The organism is Psychrobacter proteolyticus (assembly GCF_003350005.1).
In the GTDB taxonomy this organism is placed as follows: Bacteria; Pseudomonadota; Gammaproteobacteria; order Pseudomonadales; family Moraxellaceae; genus Psychrobacter; species Psychrobacter proteolyticus.
The window spans coordinates 498,528-516,246 of the sequence record NZ_QLKS01000002.1 but is presented as its reverse complement, the minus strand read 5'-3'; the positions used below and the strand labels follow the sequence as shown (position 1 = coordinate 516,246).

12 protein-coding genes are annotated in these 17,719 nt (G+C 43.8%); 5 read left to right on the top strand and 7 right to left on the bottom strand.

Annotation, left to right across the window (positions count from 1 at the left end):
• Positions 1-57 precede the first annotated feature (57 nt).
• From puuE to DXK30_RS06615, 3 genes are all read left to right on the top strand, one after another.
• On the top strand, positions 58-1,038 hold the full coding sequence (gene puuE, locus DXK30_RS06625; RefSeq protein WP_114701022.1) for an allantoinase PuuE: 981 nt from the start codon (positions 58-60) through the stop codon (positions 1,036-1,038).
• A 123-nt stretch (positions 1,039-1,161) separates the two neighbouring features.
• Positions 1,162-2,286 carry an allantoicase gene (gene alc, locus DXK30_RS06620; protein WP_114701021.1) on the top strand — a complete coding sequence of 375 codons (1,125 nt, stop codon included), beginning with the start codon at positions 1,162-1,164 and terminating at the stop codon, positions 2,284-2,286.
• Positions 2,286-2,816 (top strand): ureidoglycolate lyase, encoded by a 531-nt coding sequence (locus DXK30_RS06615; protein WP_114701020.1) that lies wholly within the window; start codon positions 2,286-2,288, stop codon positions 2,814-2,816. The genes alc and DXK30_RS06615 overlap by 1 nt, the downstream gene beginning before the upstream one ends.
• Before the next feature lie 92 nt (positions 2,817-2,908).
• On the opposite strand, the gene guaD is transcribed toward DXK30_RS06615, so the two are convergent.
• The 5 genes from guaD to DXK30_RS06590 form a co-directional block, all read right to left on the bottom strand.
• The gene (gene guaD / locus DXK30_RS06610; protein WP_114701019.1) at positions 2,909-4,315 is read right to left on the bottom strand and encodes a guanine deaminase; all 1,407 of its coding nucleotides are present in this window, start codon (positions 4,313-4,315) and stop codon (positions 2,909-2,911) included.
• Between the two features lie 104 nt (positions 4,316-4,419).
• The gene (locus tag DXK30_RS06605; RefSeq protein WP_114701018.1) at positions 4,420-5,391 is read right to left on the bottom strand and encodes an XdhC family protein; all 972 of its coding nucleotides are present in this window, start codon (positions 5,389-5,391) and stop codon (positions 4,420-4,422) included.
• Complete coding sequence (gene xdhB, locus DXK30_RS06600) at positions 5,384-7,957, bottom strand: xanthine dehydrogenase molybdopterin binding subunit (protein ID WP_114701017.1); 2,574 nt, start codon at positions 7,955-7,957, stop codon at positions 5,384-5,386. Before xdhB ends, DXK30_RS06605 begins: the two co-directional genes overlap by 8 nt.
• Before the next feature lie 95 nt (positions 7,958-8,052).
• Complete coding sequence (locus DXK30_RS06595; RefSeq protein WP_114701016.1) at positions 8,053-9,759, bottom strand: xanthine dehydrogenase small subunit; 1,707 nt, start codon at positions 9,757-9,759, stop codon at positions 8,053-8,055.
• 943 nt (positions 9,760-10,702) lie between these two features.
• Positions 10,703-11,320: a flavodoxin family protein gene (locus DXK30_RS06590; RefSeq protein WP_114701015.1), complete on the bottom strand. Its 618-nt coding sequence runs from the start codon at positions 11,318-11,320 to the stop codon at positions 10,703-10,705.
• Positions 11,321-12,046: 726 nt separating this feature from the next.
• On the opposite strand from DXK30_RS06590, the gene DXK30_RS06585 reads away from it, so the two are divergent.
• Positions 12,047-13,300, top strand: coding sequence for a YeeE/YedE family protein (locus DXK30_RS06585; RefSeq protein WP_114701014.1), 1,254 nt, complete (start codon positions 12,047-12,049; stop codon positions 13,298-13,300).
• A gap of 210 nt (positions 13,301-13,510) precedes the next feature.
• On the opposite strand, the gene DXK30_RS06580 is transcribed toward DXK30_RS06585, so the two are convergent.
• Together DXK30_RS06580 and DXK30_RS06575 are read right to left on the bottom strand one after the other, a co-directional pair.
• Positions 13,511-14,389 (bottom strand): polyphenol oxidase family protein, encoded by an 879-nt coding sequence (locus DXK30_RS06580; RefSeq protein ID WP_114701013.1) that lies wholly within the window; start codon positions 14,387-14,389, stop codon positions 13,511-13,513.
• 40 nt (positions 14,390-14,429) lie between these two features.
• A complete protein-coding gene (locus DXK30_RS06575) occupies positions 14,430-15,665 on the bottom strand; it encodes an RluA family pseudouridine synthase (protein ID WP_227670689.1) in 1,236 nt (411 codons plus the stop codon).
• A 758-nt stretch (positions 15,666-16,423) separates the two neighbouring features.
• Between DXK30_RS06575 and DXK30_RS06570 the strand changes: the two genes are divergently transcribed.
• The gene (locus DXK30_RS06570) at positions 16,424-17,605 is read left to right on the top strand and encodes an outer membrane protein assembly factor BamD (protein WP_114701012.1); all 1,182 of its coding nucleotides are present in this window, start codon (positions 16,424-16,426) and stop codon (positions 17,603-17,605) included.
• Positions 17,606-17,719: the final 114 nt, after the last annotated feature.

Genomic DNA, 17,719 nt, shown 5'->3' with positions numbered 1-17,719 from the left:
TTACGAGCAATATTTTAATAAATATCTAAGGCTCTAAGAGATATAGGAATATAGATAATGAGTAAAAAAATTACCAGTGACTTTGATATCAGTACGTATCCCCGCGACCTAAAAGGCTACGCTGGCAATCCACCAAAAGCGAACTGGCCAGGCGGCGCAAAAATCGCCGTACAATTTGTATTAAACATCGAAGAAGGTGCAGAAAACAGCGTCATCCATGGCGATGGACAATCAGAGCGTTTTTTGTCTGATATTTTAGGCACACCAGAATTTAACAACCGTCACCAGTCTATTGAATCTGCATTCGAATACGGTAGCCGTGTCGGTGTATGGCGTGTGCTAGATGTCTTTAAAGATTATGGTATTCCTATCACCACGTTTACCTGTGCCGCCGCTGCTGAAAAAACACCGCATATTATCGAGCGTGTATTAGAAGACGGTCATGAGATTGCCAGTCATGGTCTACGCTGGATCACTTATCAGGATATGTACCGTGAGACGGAGCGCGAACACATTCGCTGTGCCACCCAAATATTTAAACGTATGCTCGGTGGTCAACCTCTCGGTTGGTATACAGGACGTGATAGTCCAAATACTCGTGAACTGGTTGCCGAGCAAGACGGCTATATCTATGACTCTGACTCGTACGGTGATGAGTTACCATATTGGCTCAATGTAAAGGTCCAAGACGGCAATATGATTACGCGTAAACCGCACTTGGTCATACCTTATAGCCTAGAGACCAATGACATGCGTTTTTCTTCTAGCCCGGGGTTCACCCATGCTGAGCCATTTTATCAATACCTAAAAGACAGCTTTGATACCTTATACGAAGAAGGTGCACACACCCCTAAAATGCTGACCATCGGCTTGCATTGCCGCATTATTGGACGTGCAGGACGTATCAAAGCGCTAAAGCAATTTTTGCAATATATCACCAGTAAACCTGATGTATGGATATGCCGCCGTGATGATATCGCTAAACACTGGTACGAAAATCATCCTGCCACGCCGGACAACACGGCTAACTGGATGTAAGCTTATTAGGCTATCGTCCTAGTACTCGTTCTACCTAGCTAAGCGAGTACGAATTATCATAGATGAATAAATAAGATAGCACCCACATTATTAACACACACTATTATTAAAAAAGGAATCATTGTGAGTCAAAATACTTCAGAAGTTGGACAAATTATCTCCGCAAACAATCTACCTGATACCCTGCCAGCATTTACCAAAAAATCAAACGTCGCCGACAGTCGCTTGGGCGCAAAATCCCTATTTGCAACCGATGATTTCTTTGCGGATAAAAGCCGTATTCTAAATCCTGATGCGCCTATCTTTGTGGTTGGTAAGTTCGATGACAACGGTAAGTGGATGGACGGCTGGGAAACTCGTCGCAAGCGCCATTTGGGTTATGACTATTTAGTTATCCAGCTTGCTCGCCCAACCAAAATAGCTGGTTTAGACATTGATACCAGTCACTTTACAGGTAACTTCCCATCTTCGGCCAGTGTCGATGCCTTGTACGCGCCAGAGCTGCTACAGCAAGATGAATCTGAACTCGCCAGTCTAAGCAAAGAAGACTGGGATAGTAAAAACTGGCAGGCCCTAGTAGGTATGACCCCATTGCAAGGTCACAATCATGAGCTTGTCGAGATTGATAATGGGCAAACGGTAACCCATATTCGTTTAAACATTTATCCAGATGGTGGCATTGCCCGACTACGTGTCTATGGTGATATTCAACTTGATGCCAGCCTAAATACACAAGGCGAGATGCTTGACTTGGCAGGCGCATTAAATGGTGGTCGTGCGATTGCTAGTAACGATGCTCATTTTGGTGCGGCTAGTAACTTACTACTACCAACTAAAGCGCCTAACATGGGTGATGGTTGGGAGACTCGTCGTCGCCGTGAGCCAGGCAATGACTGGTGCATCATTGCGCTAGGTCAAGCAGGTATCGTTGATTCCATCGAGATAGATACTGCCCATTTTAAAGGCAATTACCCTGATAAAGTCTCGATCCAAGCCGTCTACTCACCGAATACACCAGAGCAAACTTTAGTGACTCAGAGTATGTTTTGGGAAACCCTGCTTGAACCACAAAAAACCAATGCTGACGACGTTCATACTTTTAGTAAAGATCAGCTTCAACTTGATAAACCCATTACCCATATTCGGGTTAATATTTTCCCAGATGGTGGTATCAGCCGTGTACGCGTGTATGGCAAAATTTCTGAGGCTGATACTGGTGCTGATACTGACAGTAAAGAGGCAAAATAATGAGTGTCACTCTAACGGCTAAGCCTTTAACCAAAGCAAATTTTGCCCCCTATGGCTCGGTCATCGAGCGCTATAATATTGATGAGCAAACCGCTGACAATACTTATGAGATCAACAATGGCTATGCGGTTCGTCATCATGCACTTGCCGAAAGTAAGCTAGACGGTGGCTCAGTTGGTATGAGTATCTTTCGGGCCAAAAAACGTGAGAACCCGATTGCGCTCTCGGTCATGGAATACCATCCACTTGGGACACAGGCGTTTGTATCTATGGAAGGCCAAGACTATATCGTCGTGGTTGCTAAAGCTGGCGTGCCGCCGCAGTCAGCTAATGATCTAGCCGTGTTTTATGCAAAATCTAATCAAGGCGTACAGTATGATGCCAATGTCTGGCATCACCCTCTACTCGCGCTTGGACGTGACAGTGATTTCTTAGTTATTGATCGTATCAATGGCGAGGGTGATAACTGTCATGAGATTGATATCACGGATTGGCATGTGTTTATTGAGTTAGAAAACGAATGCAGCTAGTCTATCGTTAAGCACAAATCAAACTGATAAAAGCCCCGTTCATGATAAATATAAACGGGGTTTTTTCGTTATTCATATTTTTCGCTAGTTTATCAAGACATAGATTTGTGATATCGACTCACGCCTGCGATTACGGTCTCCTCAATTACTCTATCATCGCCTAGCATCATTAGTACAAACAACTGTTCTTCCAGTGTCTTGGTCTGCGCCATACGCCGCTCAAGCAATGCCGTTGCACCCATATCGATGACCACAAAATCTGCTTCTTTATTGGGCATAAAGTTACCAATTTTATTATCCAATACTAGAGACTGTGCATTGCCCAAGGTAATTTGATATAGCCCTTGATGAGCGGATAGTTGATTACTTTGTAGTTGTTGGATTTTATACGCTTCTGACAGAGTGGTCAGCATCGATAGACTCGTCCCTGCCCCAACATCAGTGGCTATACTCACGCCAGTATAATTTAACGTCTTGGGTAAATCGAATAGTCCACTACCCAAAAACAGATTGGACGTCGGACAGTGTGATATTTGCGTACCAGTCGCGCGCAGACGCTCATACTCCGATTTTTCAAGATGAATACCATGTGCCAAAGTGGTGCGGCGACCCAGTAATCCCATCGTATCATAGACGTCGAGATAGCCTTTATGATTGGGATACAGTTGTTTCACAAAGGCTATCTCATCATGATTCTCTGCAAGATGCGTCTGCAGATAAACACTCTCGTAACTGGCATACAGCTCACCTGCCATTTGTAGTTGCTTGGGTGTCGAAGTAATAGCAAATCTTGGCGTAATAGCCACATGTTGGCGGCCACGCTCATGCCAATTATCAATGATGTTTTGGGTATCTCGAATGCCCTGCTCAGCAGGCACACACAAATTATCAGGCGCATTTTGATCCATCAAGACATTGCCTGTGATCATACGAGTATTGAGCTTGTGACTTTCCGTAAAAAATGCGTTCACTGATTCAGGGTGGCTGGTAGAAAACACCATGGCGCTCGTTGTACCATTAGCAAGCAATTGGTTTAAGAAGAACTGCGCCGTGTCATGTGCTACTTTTGGATCGCTAAAAGTGGCCTCAGTAACGAAAGTATAATTGTTAAGCCAGTCAAGTAATTGCTCACCATAAGCAGCAATCATATCTATTTGCGGATAATGTACATGAGTATCGATAAAGCCTGGCATGATAAGTTTGTCGCGATAGTCATGTACTTTGACTACTAACTGGCCTACTTGCTCAGAGATATTATTATATTTCGCTAATATTGTCTCGTTATGCCCATACTCTACAATGCACCCTGTCACAGCATCTACGACAAGCGCACCATCAGCGATATATTCAGGATAAACCTGTACACTTTCAATCACTGGTAGTAACGTAATGTCTCGTTCCACAGCTAATGTCTGTGAATGATCAGAGGTTGCACGCTCAGTACGATCGCTTTCGGTCAAATAGTGTAGCAGTCGAGCTTGATAGATATGTAGGGTCATTCGTAGATCTCACAATGGCTTGATGTTACTGAGCGTTTCGATAAATAGTACTGAGTGCTTTAATAATTTAATAACAAGTATAAAAATTATATGGAGTGAACCGTTCAAGAAATAGCTTGATGATACTGCTGTAAGAGCTGCGCCACGATAGAAACTGCCACTGCCATCGGCTCTTTTCCGCCAATTTGCAATCCAATCGGCATGACTAACTGATTGACCAGTTGCTCACTGTAGCCACGCTGCATCAAACGATCTCTAAAACGCTTGGCTTTGGTTGCCGAGGCAATGCAACCTATGTAAGGTATCAAAGTATCTGAACATTGATCGTCAGATGAGCTAGTGTCAGAAATAGTATCTAATGCCGCCCGTACTAACTCAAAATCAACACTATGGTCATGAGTCATAACCAGAATAAAACGCTGACCACCCTGCTCGATAAATGGGCGCACAAAATCTACAGGCTCATCATCGATATGCGGACGGATATGCGCTGGTAAGTTATAAAGTTTGGATTGATTAGTAGTAGATTCATCAACTAAGTAACGCTTAAACATCTCTGGGCGACTTTCCACCCAATCTACCTGACAAGGTAGCTCAGCGAGGATGGTCATTAGCGCTGATGCTACATGCCCTGCACCAAACACTAGTACTGACATCGGCGGCGTTACATTGAAGCATTCGAACATAACGGTGACGCTACCGCCGCAACACTGTGCCAACTTTGCACCTAGCGGATAATGCTTAGTGTAGACAGCATCACGGCGCACTGCTTTAGAAGGGATTAACGTGCTTTCACCGTCAGTTTCAGCGACTTTTGGTTTTACTTCTTTTGTTACCGTTGCCGCTATTTCACCATTTAATAGCTGCCGTGCCGTGTTGATAACATCGTGCTCTAGACCGCCGCCGCCCAGCGTATCCACGATATTGTCTTGCGTGATGATCATCTTCGCCTGTAGCGCTCGAGGAGCAGATCCGTTCACAGCTACGACCGTCGCTAACACATGAGCGATGCCGCGCTGCTGATATCGCGCTAGACCTTCATACCAAACGACTGGCGGTGCTAACGACTCATTCACTGTGCGCAGGACCTCTTGCCCCTGCTACATTTGGATGCTCTATCGCATTAGGCTGGTCATCGGTTTGTTTGCCTTCGACTTCTTTTGGATCGATGTCTTTAGCATGACGTACGTCTTGCGGCATTACTTTATCGTTGTAAAGGTCACTGTTCTCTTCTGCGCCTTTGACCAAACTATCAATCGTATCTGTATCGGCTTCAGTTGTTAAATCCCACGTCGTACCTTGCATGCGCATCACTGCTTTTAATACCGCTTCTGGCGTCGCAGGCATGGTCAGCTCTGGATTCTTTTTATAATCACCAAGGCTCGCGACTGCATTATTGAGGGCACACCAAACACTGGCTGCCAACATAAACGGCGGCTCGCCAACGGCTTTAGAGTTATAAATCGTTTGTTCTTCGTTTTTGCGATCGTACAATTTGACATTCCACTGCTTAGGTAAGTCATGGGCAGTTGGGATTTTATAATTAGCAGGACTATCAGATGCCAGCTTTCCTTTGTCATTCCAGATCAACTCTTCTGCCGTGAGCCAACCCATACCTTGCACAAAGCCCCCTTCAATCTGCCCAATATCAATGGCAGGGTTGATCGATTGTCCTGCATCATGCAGCACATCACAGCGCAGTACTTTGTACTCACCTGTCAATGTATCAATCTCAACCTCAGCACAGGCAGCACCCAAGGCAAAGTAGAAGAACGGACGTCCCCATGCTTTAGAGCGATCATAAAATATCTTAGGCGTTTTATAGTAGCCAGTAGACGACAGACTGATGCGGTTCTGGTACGACAGTTGAATCATTTCGGCAAAAGTAAGCGTTTCTTTATCACCGATATAGACATGGTTCTTTTCAAAACGTATGTCTTCTTGCGCTACGTCGAAATGCTCAGCAGCAAATTCAAGTATGCGCGCTTTGATACTTAGACAAGCGTTCTGTGCCGCCTTACCATTGATATCTGTACCTGATGACGCAGCTGTTGGTGAGGTATTAGGTACTTTGTCGGTACGCGTCGCTGATACTTTGACTGTATCCAGATCAACGTCAAATTCATTGGCAACAATTTGGGCGATTTTAATATATAGCCCTTGCCCCATCTCCGTACCGCCGTGATTGAGGTGGATACTGCCATCAGTATAAATATGTACCAATGCACCTGCCTGATTAAGCGTCTGCACCGTAAATGAAATACCGAATTTTACTGGCGTTAGAGCAAGACCCAAGCGTTTGTCACTGCCTTCAGCGGCAGCTTTTTGATTGGCTTCTAGGATTTGCTGACGGCGATTGTCATAATCGCAATCGTCTGCCAACTTAGTCATGATGGTCGCTAAATCAAAATGCTCAATAGTCTGACCGTAATGCGTACTTTGACCATTTTGATATAAGTTTGCCAGGCGTACTTGCAACGGATCTTGCCCCAGCGTATAGGCAATATGATCCATCATATATTCAGCAGTCATCAAACCTTGTGGACCACCAAACCCTCGATAGGCAGTATTGGATACGGTATGCGTTTTGCAGCGATGACCCGCAACATGAGCAGCTGGATAATAGTAGGCATTATCACAATGGAACATTGCTCTATCGACGATGGCATCAGACAAATCTGGCGCATAGCCACATAAACCAGCCAATTGCATATCGACGCCCAATATACGACCAAACTCGTCTAAACCAACTTCATAACGGTTGGCAAACTCATGACGCTTACCCGTCACCACCATGTCATCTTGACGATCTAGACGCATACTGACAGGAACGTTATGACGTTTGGCGATAATACCACACAGACATGCCCATGCAGCGGCTTGCGTTTCCTTACCACCAAACCCGCCACCCATACGGCGCACAACTGTATTTACCGCATGAAATGGCAGATCTGTCACTTCGGCGACCAGCTGTTGTACTTCGCTTGGATGCTGTGACGACGTGTACACTTCTAGCCCGCCATCGTCACAAGGCACGACATAAGATACTTGGCCTTCGAGATAAAAGTGCTCTTGTCCGCGCATATGAATATGACCTTCAATGCGAATCGGTGCGTTCTCAAGTGCAGTCGCCGCGTCACCACGCTTCATAAAATGACTCGGACGCACAAACAACTCTTGCTCTAACGCTTTATCAATACTAAGTACTGCTGGCAATGGCTCATACTCCACCACTGCCTTGGTAGCCGCTTTTTTGGCAGCGCGATGACTGCTCGCTACTACTACAAATAACGTCTGACCCACATACTCTGTGATGTCATCCACCATCAGTGGCTCACCGTCGAACACCGCACCGATATCCGTCTGCGCAGGCAAATCTTTAAAATTTAAGACATCTACCACCCCATCCGCATCTCTAACAGCGCTCAAATCCATACTTAATACACGTGCGTGAGCATGGCTGCTTTTACCTACTGCTAGATGTAGCGTACCTTTTGGTTTTGCAATATCATCCACATAAGTTGCCGTTCCCATGACATGGCTGATCGCACTATCATGCTTAGCCGAGGTGCCAATTTTACTTTTTGGTGGACGCACGCGGCGGATACTATAACTGTCAAATAAGGACGAATGATGGCTCATGGCGGATCTCTTTTATTAGGACGCTTTTATTAATGCTCTTTTATTCTTGGCAAATATAACGATAAGGCGGTATTAGCAATTTACAACTCTGCTAATTAAGCAGTCTCAGTCTGTCTACCTGCTACCAACTGCTTACCGCACTTCACCAGTAGACGCTGTACCACATGTGAGCGATATTCACGGCTGGCTCTGACATCAGTCATAGGTGTAACGTCTGCAGACAAGACTTGTGCTGCTTGCTCAAAACTTGCAATTTCAGCAGCTTGTCCAATAAGCGCTTGCTGACAGGTTGTGGCTAATAACGGTATGGCAGCCATGCCACCAAGTCCAAGCTTTGCATTCTCTATCGTCATGCCATCTGCTGATACATCGATTCGCGCAGCCAATAGACACGCTGAAATATCATCCTCATAACGTTTGCTAATTTTATGAATAAATAAGTGCTGATTGTCATGCATCAGAGGAATATGGATAGCAACTACATAACTGCCTGCTTGTAGCTTAGTCTTTTTATAATCTAGGAAAAATTCTGATAAAGGTATGATCTCATCCGTATAAATATCATTGCTATTATCTGATTCTTCACGATTAGGCGCGCAATGACGCAGATGAATTGACGCATCTAACGCCAATAAAATCGGTGGTAAATCACCAATTGGAGAAGCGTTGGCTATATTGCCGCCGATGGTACCCATATTACGAATTTGCGGAGAAGCAATGCGCTCAAATACTTGCGCAAAGCTTGGAAGATATTGCTCAAGCACAGGCAACATCTGCTGATAGCTCATGCCAGCACCAAGTACTAGTTTTTGGCTAGGAGCTTGCTCGTTATCTGACCCTTCATTGCTTGAGTCAGACTTTGTGTCAAGTAATGACCATGACTTTAACGCCTCGACAGCTGAAAGCTGGATAATGACCTCGTGATCAACCAAATGCTGGGTTACACTCAATCCCAAATCCGTACCGCCTGCCCAAATCGTAGCCTGCGGATAGGCCGCTAATACTTGATTAAGCTCATCTAGTGACTTGGGCATATATAACTGTCGCCCAGCATCACTGATTGCAGGGGCAATAGCTTTCGACTCTGCATTATTTAATTTAGTTTCAGCTGGCACATGTTCAGAGACTATCGACTCTTTTGTACTTGCCATAGCATCTGTTGCGAGACTGATCGTCAAGTCTTTCACCGCTGACTGCTCCGCCTCTCTCTGCTGACCGATATCGCTCATCAGTAGACCAGCTTCGATAATTGGCCTGTACCCTGTGCAGCGGCATAGGTTGCCAGATATTGATGCAACCACTTCATCATAGCTCAGCTGCTTGGCATCGCTTTGACTTGCTATCTCTTGATTTGTCTGCATACGATTGTTTTCGTAAACGCAAGCAAGCGACATTACAAACCCAGGCGTACAAAAACCGCACTGTGATCCGTGACATTCAACCATCGCTTGCTGCGCCGGATGCAGTAGAGCACGTTGTGGGTGATGTTCTGGATTGTCAGCCAAATAAGAAGCCGTCATCAGATGATGACCATCCATGAGCGACACTAGCGTAATGCAGGAGTTGACTGTATAGAACGGTGGCGTCACATTTTTTTCGTCGCCATTTTCATCATTAAGCGCTGGCTGGCTAGCGTTAGGCAGGCGCTGAACCATTACGGTACAGGCACCGCAATCACCACTACCACAGCCTTCCTTCGTATCCGTTTGGCCTTCATGCAATCGTAGATACTCAAGCACCGTCGTATTAGGGTTAATCTGGGTTAGCTCGTGGCGTTTCCCATTTAAGTAAAAACTAATCATAGCAAGACTCGGCTAAAATAAAATAATGAAGATAAGCATAAGGCTTAAGGAGTTTGACGGCTTAAATGCTGAACGTAAGCACTTGGTTTACATCATGCTGCAACCGTTTAAGTACGGTTATTCTGTTTTATAACTTTTAAAGTATTCGCTGTTTTGTTTGCTAATACATTCTTAAGAGATAAAAAAAATCAGCACAACGCACTTTTTTATATCAAGTAAACTGGTTGCAAATATGAGCATTCATCGAACAAATTTGTTAGAAAACTCGTACTATAGGATACTTGACTATTTGGTCAGCTTTCAACATATTATCACTATTCTTATTTATAACACAACCCGTTAAAATGCCTATAGATACTATCGAATAGTTGGCAAATAATTGATAAATACCTTAAATCTAATTAAATACCTACACGTTTTGTAAACTTTATTCATATCAAAGCGACTCAATACCAGACGTTATTTTTATAAATAGCTTTAATCTTATATATGATAAATCAAACGAGGCGTTAGATAAGCCGTACTATAAACAGCGAGATAGCTTGCTTGAAAACAGTACTGAATACATATATCGCCTTTAAACTGCTATGACCCACCGATTTTTATATATAATGTCTGCAAATAAGCCTGACTCTACACTACTATTATTACTAATGATGATTAGTCGTAAGATATCGTTGGGCGAGAATCGTTTTTGAGATATTACTATGAAGTCATTTGCATTTACCTATTTGCTAATAGCAACGATGTTGTTAGGAGGTTGTCAATCATTTCAATTCGTTGACAGTCCTATCCCCGTGAAGCCCGCCCCTACTAAGCTTGTGGCTCCATAAAAAGCCTAGCACTTAATAGAACTTATCGCTCGATAAAAATTGGCACAAAAAAAGCAGACATCAATAATGTCTGCTTTTTTATTTGATTGCTCTGTCGGTTCTAGCTTTTTCTAGAGCTTAGCATCAGCTGGTTGATGCTTAATAATCGTTTTGGCCAGATGATCTCCAAACCAAATAGCAGTATCAATATCCCCTGAACCTGGTGTCTCTTCAGGTGGCCCATCGAGCGATTGAGTCATTAGACCCAAGAAGCTAGACAGACGGTTTAAGTCATGAGCCTCATGACCTGTCGGCATCAATGGCAGACCAATCCAATTCATACCATGTTGCATTGCATATAGAGAAATCTGCTGCAATACAGCAAGTTTATCACCGCTCAGACCGCCCGAATTGGCAAACGCTGCTGCCCACTTGCCTTCCCATTTACGATGATACCAACGCTTGGATGTCTCATCCATAAAGGTCTTAAACTCCGCCGTCACGCTACCCATATACACTGCACTGCCGAAAACCAGCAAATCTGCCTGATCTAAATAATCCCAATCAACATCATACACATCGACAGCCTTGGCTTGCGCTTCTGGCAATTGCTGATGCGCACCTTGTACTATCGCCTCAGCGACACGCTTGGTATGACCATAATTACTATGGAAGATAACAGCGATTGAGACATTAGGCGCGTTATCAGTAGGTGTAGAGGTGTCAGACGATTTAGCAGGTGTATTCATACGTACTCTAATAATAAATAATTGGTTGAATATAAACTTATAAAATATTGATATTTAGCCACAGTCGATAGCTAGTGGCTTTATCGTCACTGATAAGTACTTATCGATAGCTCAAACTTTCGAACTATCAGGCAATACAATAGAATCAAGCAACGCTTCTTTGAGTCAATTTAACTGGCAGAAATATCAATAATGGTAGAGCAATCGCATAGTCTTTAATTGCACTGTCTTTAGTTACATAGTCTCTATACGGCAGCATATACATACCAGTATATATGCGATGAACTTCATTGAATTCAAGGCCATTGTATCAGACGTATTTTTGTTTTTAAGTTATTTATTAAAGTCTGACTAATCAGATCATATATACTTTTAATATATTTTGTATAAATAAGTCAGTCACATTAACTGATAATATGACACAAACAACTTCCCGATACCTAATAAACCTATAATTATCAGCACTATAGACAACTATTAATATCAGCTCATATACACAACGGTTTATTTATTCCATATCATCATATACTAATTCTATTTCTTCTAATCTCTCCGTATTTACATTAATGACAATAGGATTATGATGTACCGCTTCTTACTGCTTAACCAAATCAATCGAATTAACAGAAATACAGTTTCCAATTCTGCAAACCTGCGTAACTATACTCATATAAATTCTTATAAAAATAATATCTGATAACATCATCGGATAAGGAAGCTATTACCTTGACTACTCTCGTTCAACCTGTAAACGATACGAAAGATCCTATCATTAGAGATGATCTGGCCTTAAATGCACCGCAAAAACCCTTGATTATGGGTGGTGGCATCGTAGGATTAATGGTGCTTGCGTATCTATTAGCCACTCAACATATCTCTCAATCATTGCTACTTGGCATAGGTCTTTTGTTAGGCTATACCCTTTTTCATGCCCGCTTTGGCTTTACCTCTGCTTTTAGACGTATGATGGCAGTGGGCAACGGTCAGGCGATGCGCTCACACATGCTAATGTTGGCAGTTGCTGTTACGCTATTTGCGCCAATCCTTGCTTATGGCACGACGCTATTTGGCGGTCCTGTCGCAGGTTATGTCGCGCCATTAGGGGTCAGTCTAGTTGTAGGCGCATTTGTATTTGGTATCGGCATGCAACTTGGCGGTGGCTGCGCCTCTGGTACGCTCTATGCGGTAGGCGGTGGACGCTCTGTTATGTTCATCACCTTTATTTTCTTCATAGTGGGTGCCACGATTGGGGCTTATCATTTACCATTCTGGACAGAAGAAATGCCTGCTTATGCGCCTTTCTCTTTGGCAACCTCTACAGGTCTTGGTTATACAGGTGCATGGCTACTGTCGCTTGCGATATTTGGTATTATCGCATGGGTGACATTGGTTATTGAAAAAAAGAGAAACGCACCTAAGATGGCGCCAGTCCCTTCTGAGTCTGGTTGGAAACGAATCTTTCGTGGTTCTTGGCCGCTATTTGCTGCCGCCATTGTCTTAGCTTTACTCAACGGTCTGACATTGCTTACACGTGGTCAACCGTGGGGTATTACGTCAGCATTCACATTGTGGGGCTCTAAAATTGCAAACGGCTTTGGCATGGATGTGGCTAGCTGGGGCTATTGGCAAGGGGCTAATGCAGCGGCTCTTGAAGCTTCTATCTTTGCAGATTCGACCACTGTATTGAATATCGGCATTATCATTGGCGCGTTTATCGCCTCTGCTGCAGGTGGTTTGTTTAAGTTTACTAAGATTACTGCAGGTAACTTTGCAGCATCGGTTATCGGTGGACTGATGATGGGGTATGGCGCCCGTCTAGCATTTGGCTGTAATATCGGCGCTTACTTCGGTGGTATTGCTTCTTTTAGCCTACATGGTTATATCTGGGGCATACTGGCAATGGCAGGTACGTTCTTGGCACTGTATTTACGTCCTCTATTTGGCTTATCAGTACCAAAATCTAGCGACTCCGTTTGTTAATACAAATGTAGCACTTAAATAAAAAAACAGCAGAATAATCTGCTGTTTTTTTATTGTTTGCCATTTTGTTTCCACTACCCATTATTATATAGTCAAATAAATCTAAAACAGCTACAAGGCAGCCGACCGTAGATTGTACATATAGTACATATAGTACATCTAGGAAGGGTAACACCGTAGCGGTTTAGTAGTTCGCTGACTATAAAGCTGCTAACGACGGACGATGACCAGTGCCATCCGACCCGTTGCAGGTTGCTGCATATGAGTCTGGCGGCGATACGAGTAATAGTGAGTATTTGCGTAGCTACAGTCAACAGGCAAGTCATTCACAACCGTAGCACCAGCAGCTTCTAACTGCATAGCAGCAAGCTTCGGTAAATCCAACTTTATTTTGTCATCATAATACGATATAGAAAACAGCGAAACAAAGTCATCGATATGCTTCTTTGACAACGTCTGATTGGCTATACACCCAGCCAATAGCTTATCGCGAACGTCTGTATTTACTTCATAGTTTCCCTGACTGATACAAACGCCTATCCAAGCTTGTATAGAACCTGAATCGGTAAAGCGGTTGACAGTCTCTTGTATCACACCACAGGCCAATCCTTGCCAGCCTGCATGAATCGCTGCGATTTTGTCACTGGTAGGGTGATATAACACGATAGGCACACAGTCCGCCGTCATGATTGCCAGACCGCGACCACTTTGTTGACTGACCATCGCATCAGCAGACATCGGCGCCATATTCAACGTAGTAGCATCGACATCATGAATATGTTTGCCATGAACCTGACTGACCCAATGTAAGCGATTAATAGCCGCATGCTGCTCGTTCTGTGCAGACTTATCGATCAGCTGCTCATTGATAGCAGCCAATAGATTCATGCGGTTATCTAATACTTGCAGTGCATTATCATTGACATGCAGACCTAGATTCAGATCGCCGTAATTTGACTGGCCTTCATAACCTGTACGCTGGTTTTTAGCAGCAGAGTCATCAATATTATCAAATGCAAAAGCAGCCGTCTGAAAAACAGCCACATTATCAATTTGCGCAATCATTGTCATCGGGAACGTCTTCGTCATGGCTGCTCGCTCTCACCTCTTATCAAGTAAACGTTAGCGTTTACTCTTCATAATAACCGTCGCTCAGTACTGCCATGAGTTTTTGCATGTCTTCAGGTAGTGGCGTCGTTACTTCAATGTCCTCACCTGTCGTCGGATGCACGAATCCTAACGTATAGGCATGCAATGCTTGGCGTGGGAAGTTATTAATAGCTTGGCGCTGAGCTTCTGTTAATCCAGAGCGCAACTGACGACGGCCACCATAGACACGGTCACCGACTAGTGGATAAGTAATGTGACTTAGATGCACACGAATTTGATGCGTACGTCCAGTCTCAAGTCCAACATCTAGCAGACAGTAGTTTTCGTTCAATGGTGTGACATTTAATAAATGCGTTACCGCTTCGCGACCAGCAGTCATCACCGTCATCTTAGTACGCTGGTTGCGATGTCGGCCAATCGGTGCATCGATACGACGATGACGAGATAAGCTTGCTTGGTCCCCTGCTACGACACACTTATAGTGACGATAAACAGATTTGTCTTTTAGCTGTTCCATCAGTGCCATCTGAGCAGGTTTGGTTTTGCCAATCAATAGCAACCCAGAGGTGTCTTTATCAATTCGGTGTACAAGACCTGCACGCGGTAAATGATGCTGCTGAGGATAATGATATAGCAATGCATTGACCAAAGTGCCGTTTTGATTACCAGCGCCAGGATGAACCACCATACCGACATGTTTGTTGATTACCAATACGTCATCATCTTCATAGACAACATCGATATCTATGTTTTCTGGTTGGTCTTCGCCATGCTGCTGCAACGTCGTTGATAGATGCAATACATCATCAGCTTTGACACGGACTTTCGGTTTTTGGACACTGCCGTTATAGAGCAGACTGCCGTCAGTAATCCAGTTCTGGAGTTGCACACGCGAAAAGTCTGAAAACGCTTGTGAGGCGACCTTGTCAATACGCAGACCAGCTTGATCTTCTGTGACCACATGCGTCATATCTACAATCACTGGTACAGCTTGACCCGCTACTGGGGCTTCATCGTCGTCACCGTCCATGTCGCTGTCATCAATATCATTATCATCAATGTCGCTATCGTTCAGATCATTACCATCATCGATGAGCAACTCTTCATTATCAAGCGCATCATCATGCACTTGCTCACTCATCATTGGTTGATTATCAGGTAGCTCATTATTGTTCAAAACATCATTTGGCATTGGTGACTCTTGTGCTGATGAATCAGTATCTAGCGATTGATTCGGTGATAAATTGGTAGTCATGGCATCATTATTCATAGCGGATTGATACATTGATACGTGGCAAAGTCCCTAACAGTGTTTTGTGAGGTGACTTCGAAGATAGTATTATAAATAGCAGTATAAAAAATTGTCGTTTTTTGATTATTGTTTTTTGCCTATAAACAGCAGATAACAACCTTCAAGGTACAAAAAAGCGAAGACAATACCGCTCTAGTGTATCATGTCGCACGCATAAGCCCTATAGAAGCTGCATGCTATCTGTTAATTTTTGAGCATATCTTTGGGCTGTAAGATGCATCGCTTAACTCTCTAGAACATGACATTGCTGTAATTTACTGTATATTTACTCATGCTAGCGACATTCGATATCGCTCGTGACAGCCGCTCATGTTAAACTGCCTATACAATATAGATGGCGAAAAAATAGACGTAGCAAATGTTATTCTATAAAGTATAGCCATGTTTTGCTGTATGCTATGGCACTGTATGCGAATGCCGTACTTAGATACAGTTTGAAAATGGCATTGGGTTTTGTTGACCGTGTTTGCCATTTAAACCGTTTGATTATAGTTAAATGCATGTGGTCTATGACTGACTTACTATACAAGCGCTATGTATCGGATCCAATCTATCAGTACAATACGTCATAACAAAAACTGCATTCGATAAAAAATTTTTGCTGGTGGATCGCTGACTATTTAGCGTCGTTTTTTATCACTAACCTTTTATATAGCATGATAGCGCCGCTGCTATTATGCGTCTTGTGTCGGAGAAGAAGTATGCAAGCTGTTGGCAATACGTTTATCAAACTGTCCTCAATAACCCTACTGGCGCTTAGCGTCAATCTAGTGGGTTGCCAGACTTTCAAAAATCTAACTGGCGCCAAAGATGGTGAGGCAGTAGAAACAGCTGAAAAATCAGAGCAAGGGTATTATAACGAGGCCGTCAATCAGATTGACAAAGGTCACTATATCCAAGGCATCGAAGAGCTGACCAATCTGCGTACATTCTACCCAACCGGACAGTACGCTGAACAAGCCTTGCTTGATATGATGTATGCACAATACGAAGGCGATAAGTATGAGATGGCGGCGGCAAGTGCTGAGCAGTTTATCCGTCTGTATCCGTCTAACCCCCAAGTCAGCTACGCCTACTATGTGCGCGGCGTTGCCAATATGGAAGGTTCATCTGAAAGCCTAAAGTTATTTAAACTGAACCAAGCTGAGCGTGATACCGCTTATTTGCGTATTGCCTTTGCCAATTTCCAAGAGCTTATCAATAAATATCCAAACAGCCCATATGCGCCAGATGCCGCTCAGCGTATGACGTTCATCTATAACCAGTTTGCTGAGAGCGAAATGAGCGCGGCCAATTGGTATATCGAGCGTGAAGCTTATGTAGCAGCGGTTAACCGTGCCAAATGGGTATTCCAGTACTACCCGCTAAGTGAGTCAACGCCAGATGCTCTTGCGGTACTAGCCTATAGCCATGAAAAACTTGGTCTAACCGATTTGGCCAATGAGTACAAAACGCTGTTGCAGATCAACTACCCAGAAATGCTAACCAGCAACGGTAGTGTGAAATTAAGCACCAAACGTGACCGTACTTGGCTCAACAAGATCACCTTTGGCAAGCTTGGTCGTTCGAACACGACTGACAAATCAGTCGCATCTGGTGAGTATAACGGCGCAACCAAGACACAAATGATTCGTAATGCGGCCCAGTTGAGATTAGCAGGGACAAATACGACGCCTGCTAATACTCCAATCGCCAATAATGCTGCTGCACGTAATGGTATTAGTGTGGGCTTAGGTCTGCCTGAAGCGTCAGCTGAGCGCGTAACCAGTCAATCAAGTACTGGCTCAACTGCAAGAGAAGCCAACGTCGATCCACTAAACACCAATCCAACACGTCGCACTACGCTAAATGACGACAGTGTGAGTGATATGGATAATAATTGATTACGTGAATTCTTTTAGCCTAGCTAACACAGTCTGTATTCATTGATAATAAGGTCAACATTATGTTGGCCTTATTTTTCTAGCAGTACCTTATTACCTCTGCCCCAACATAAT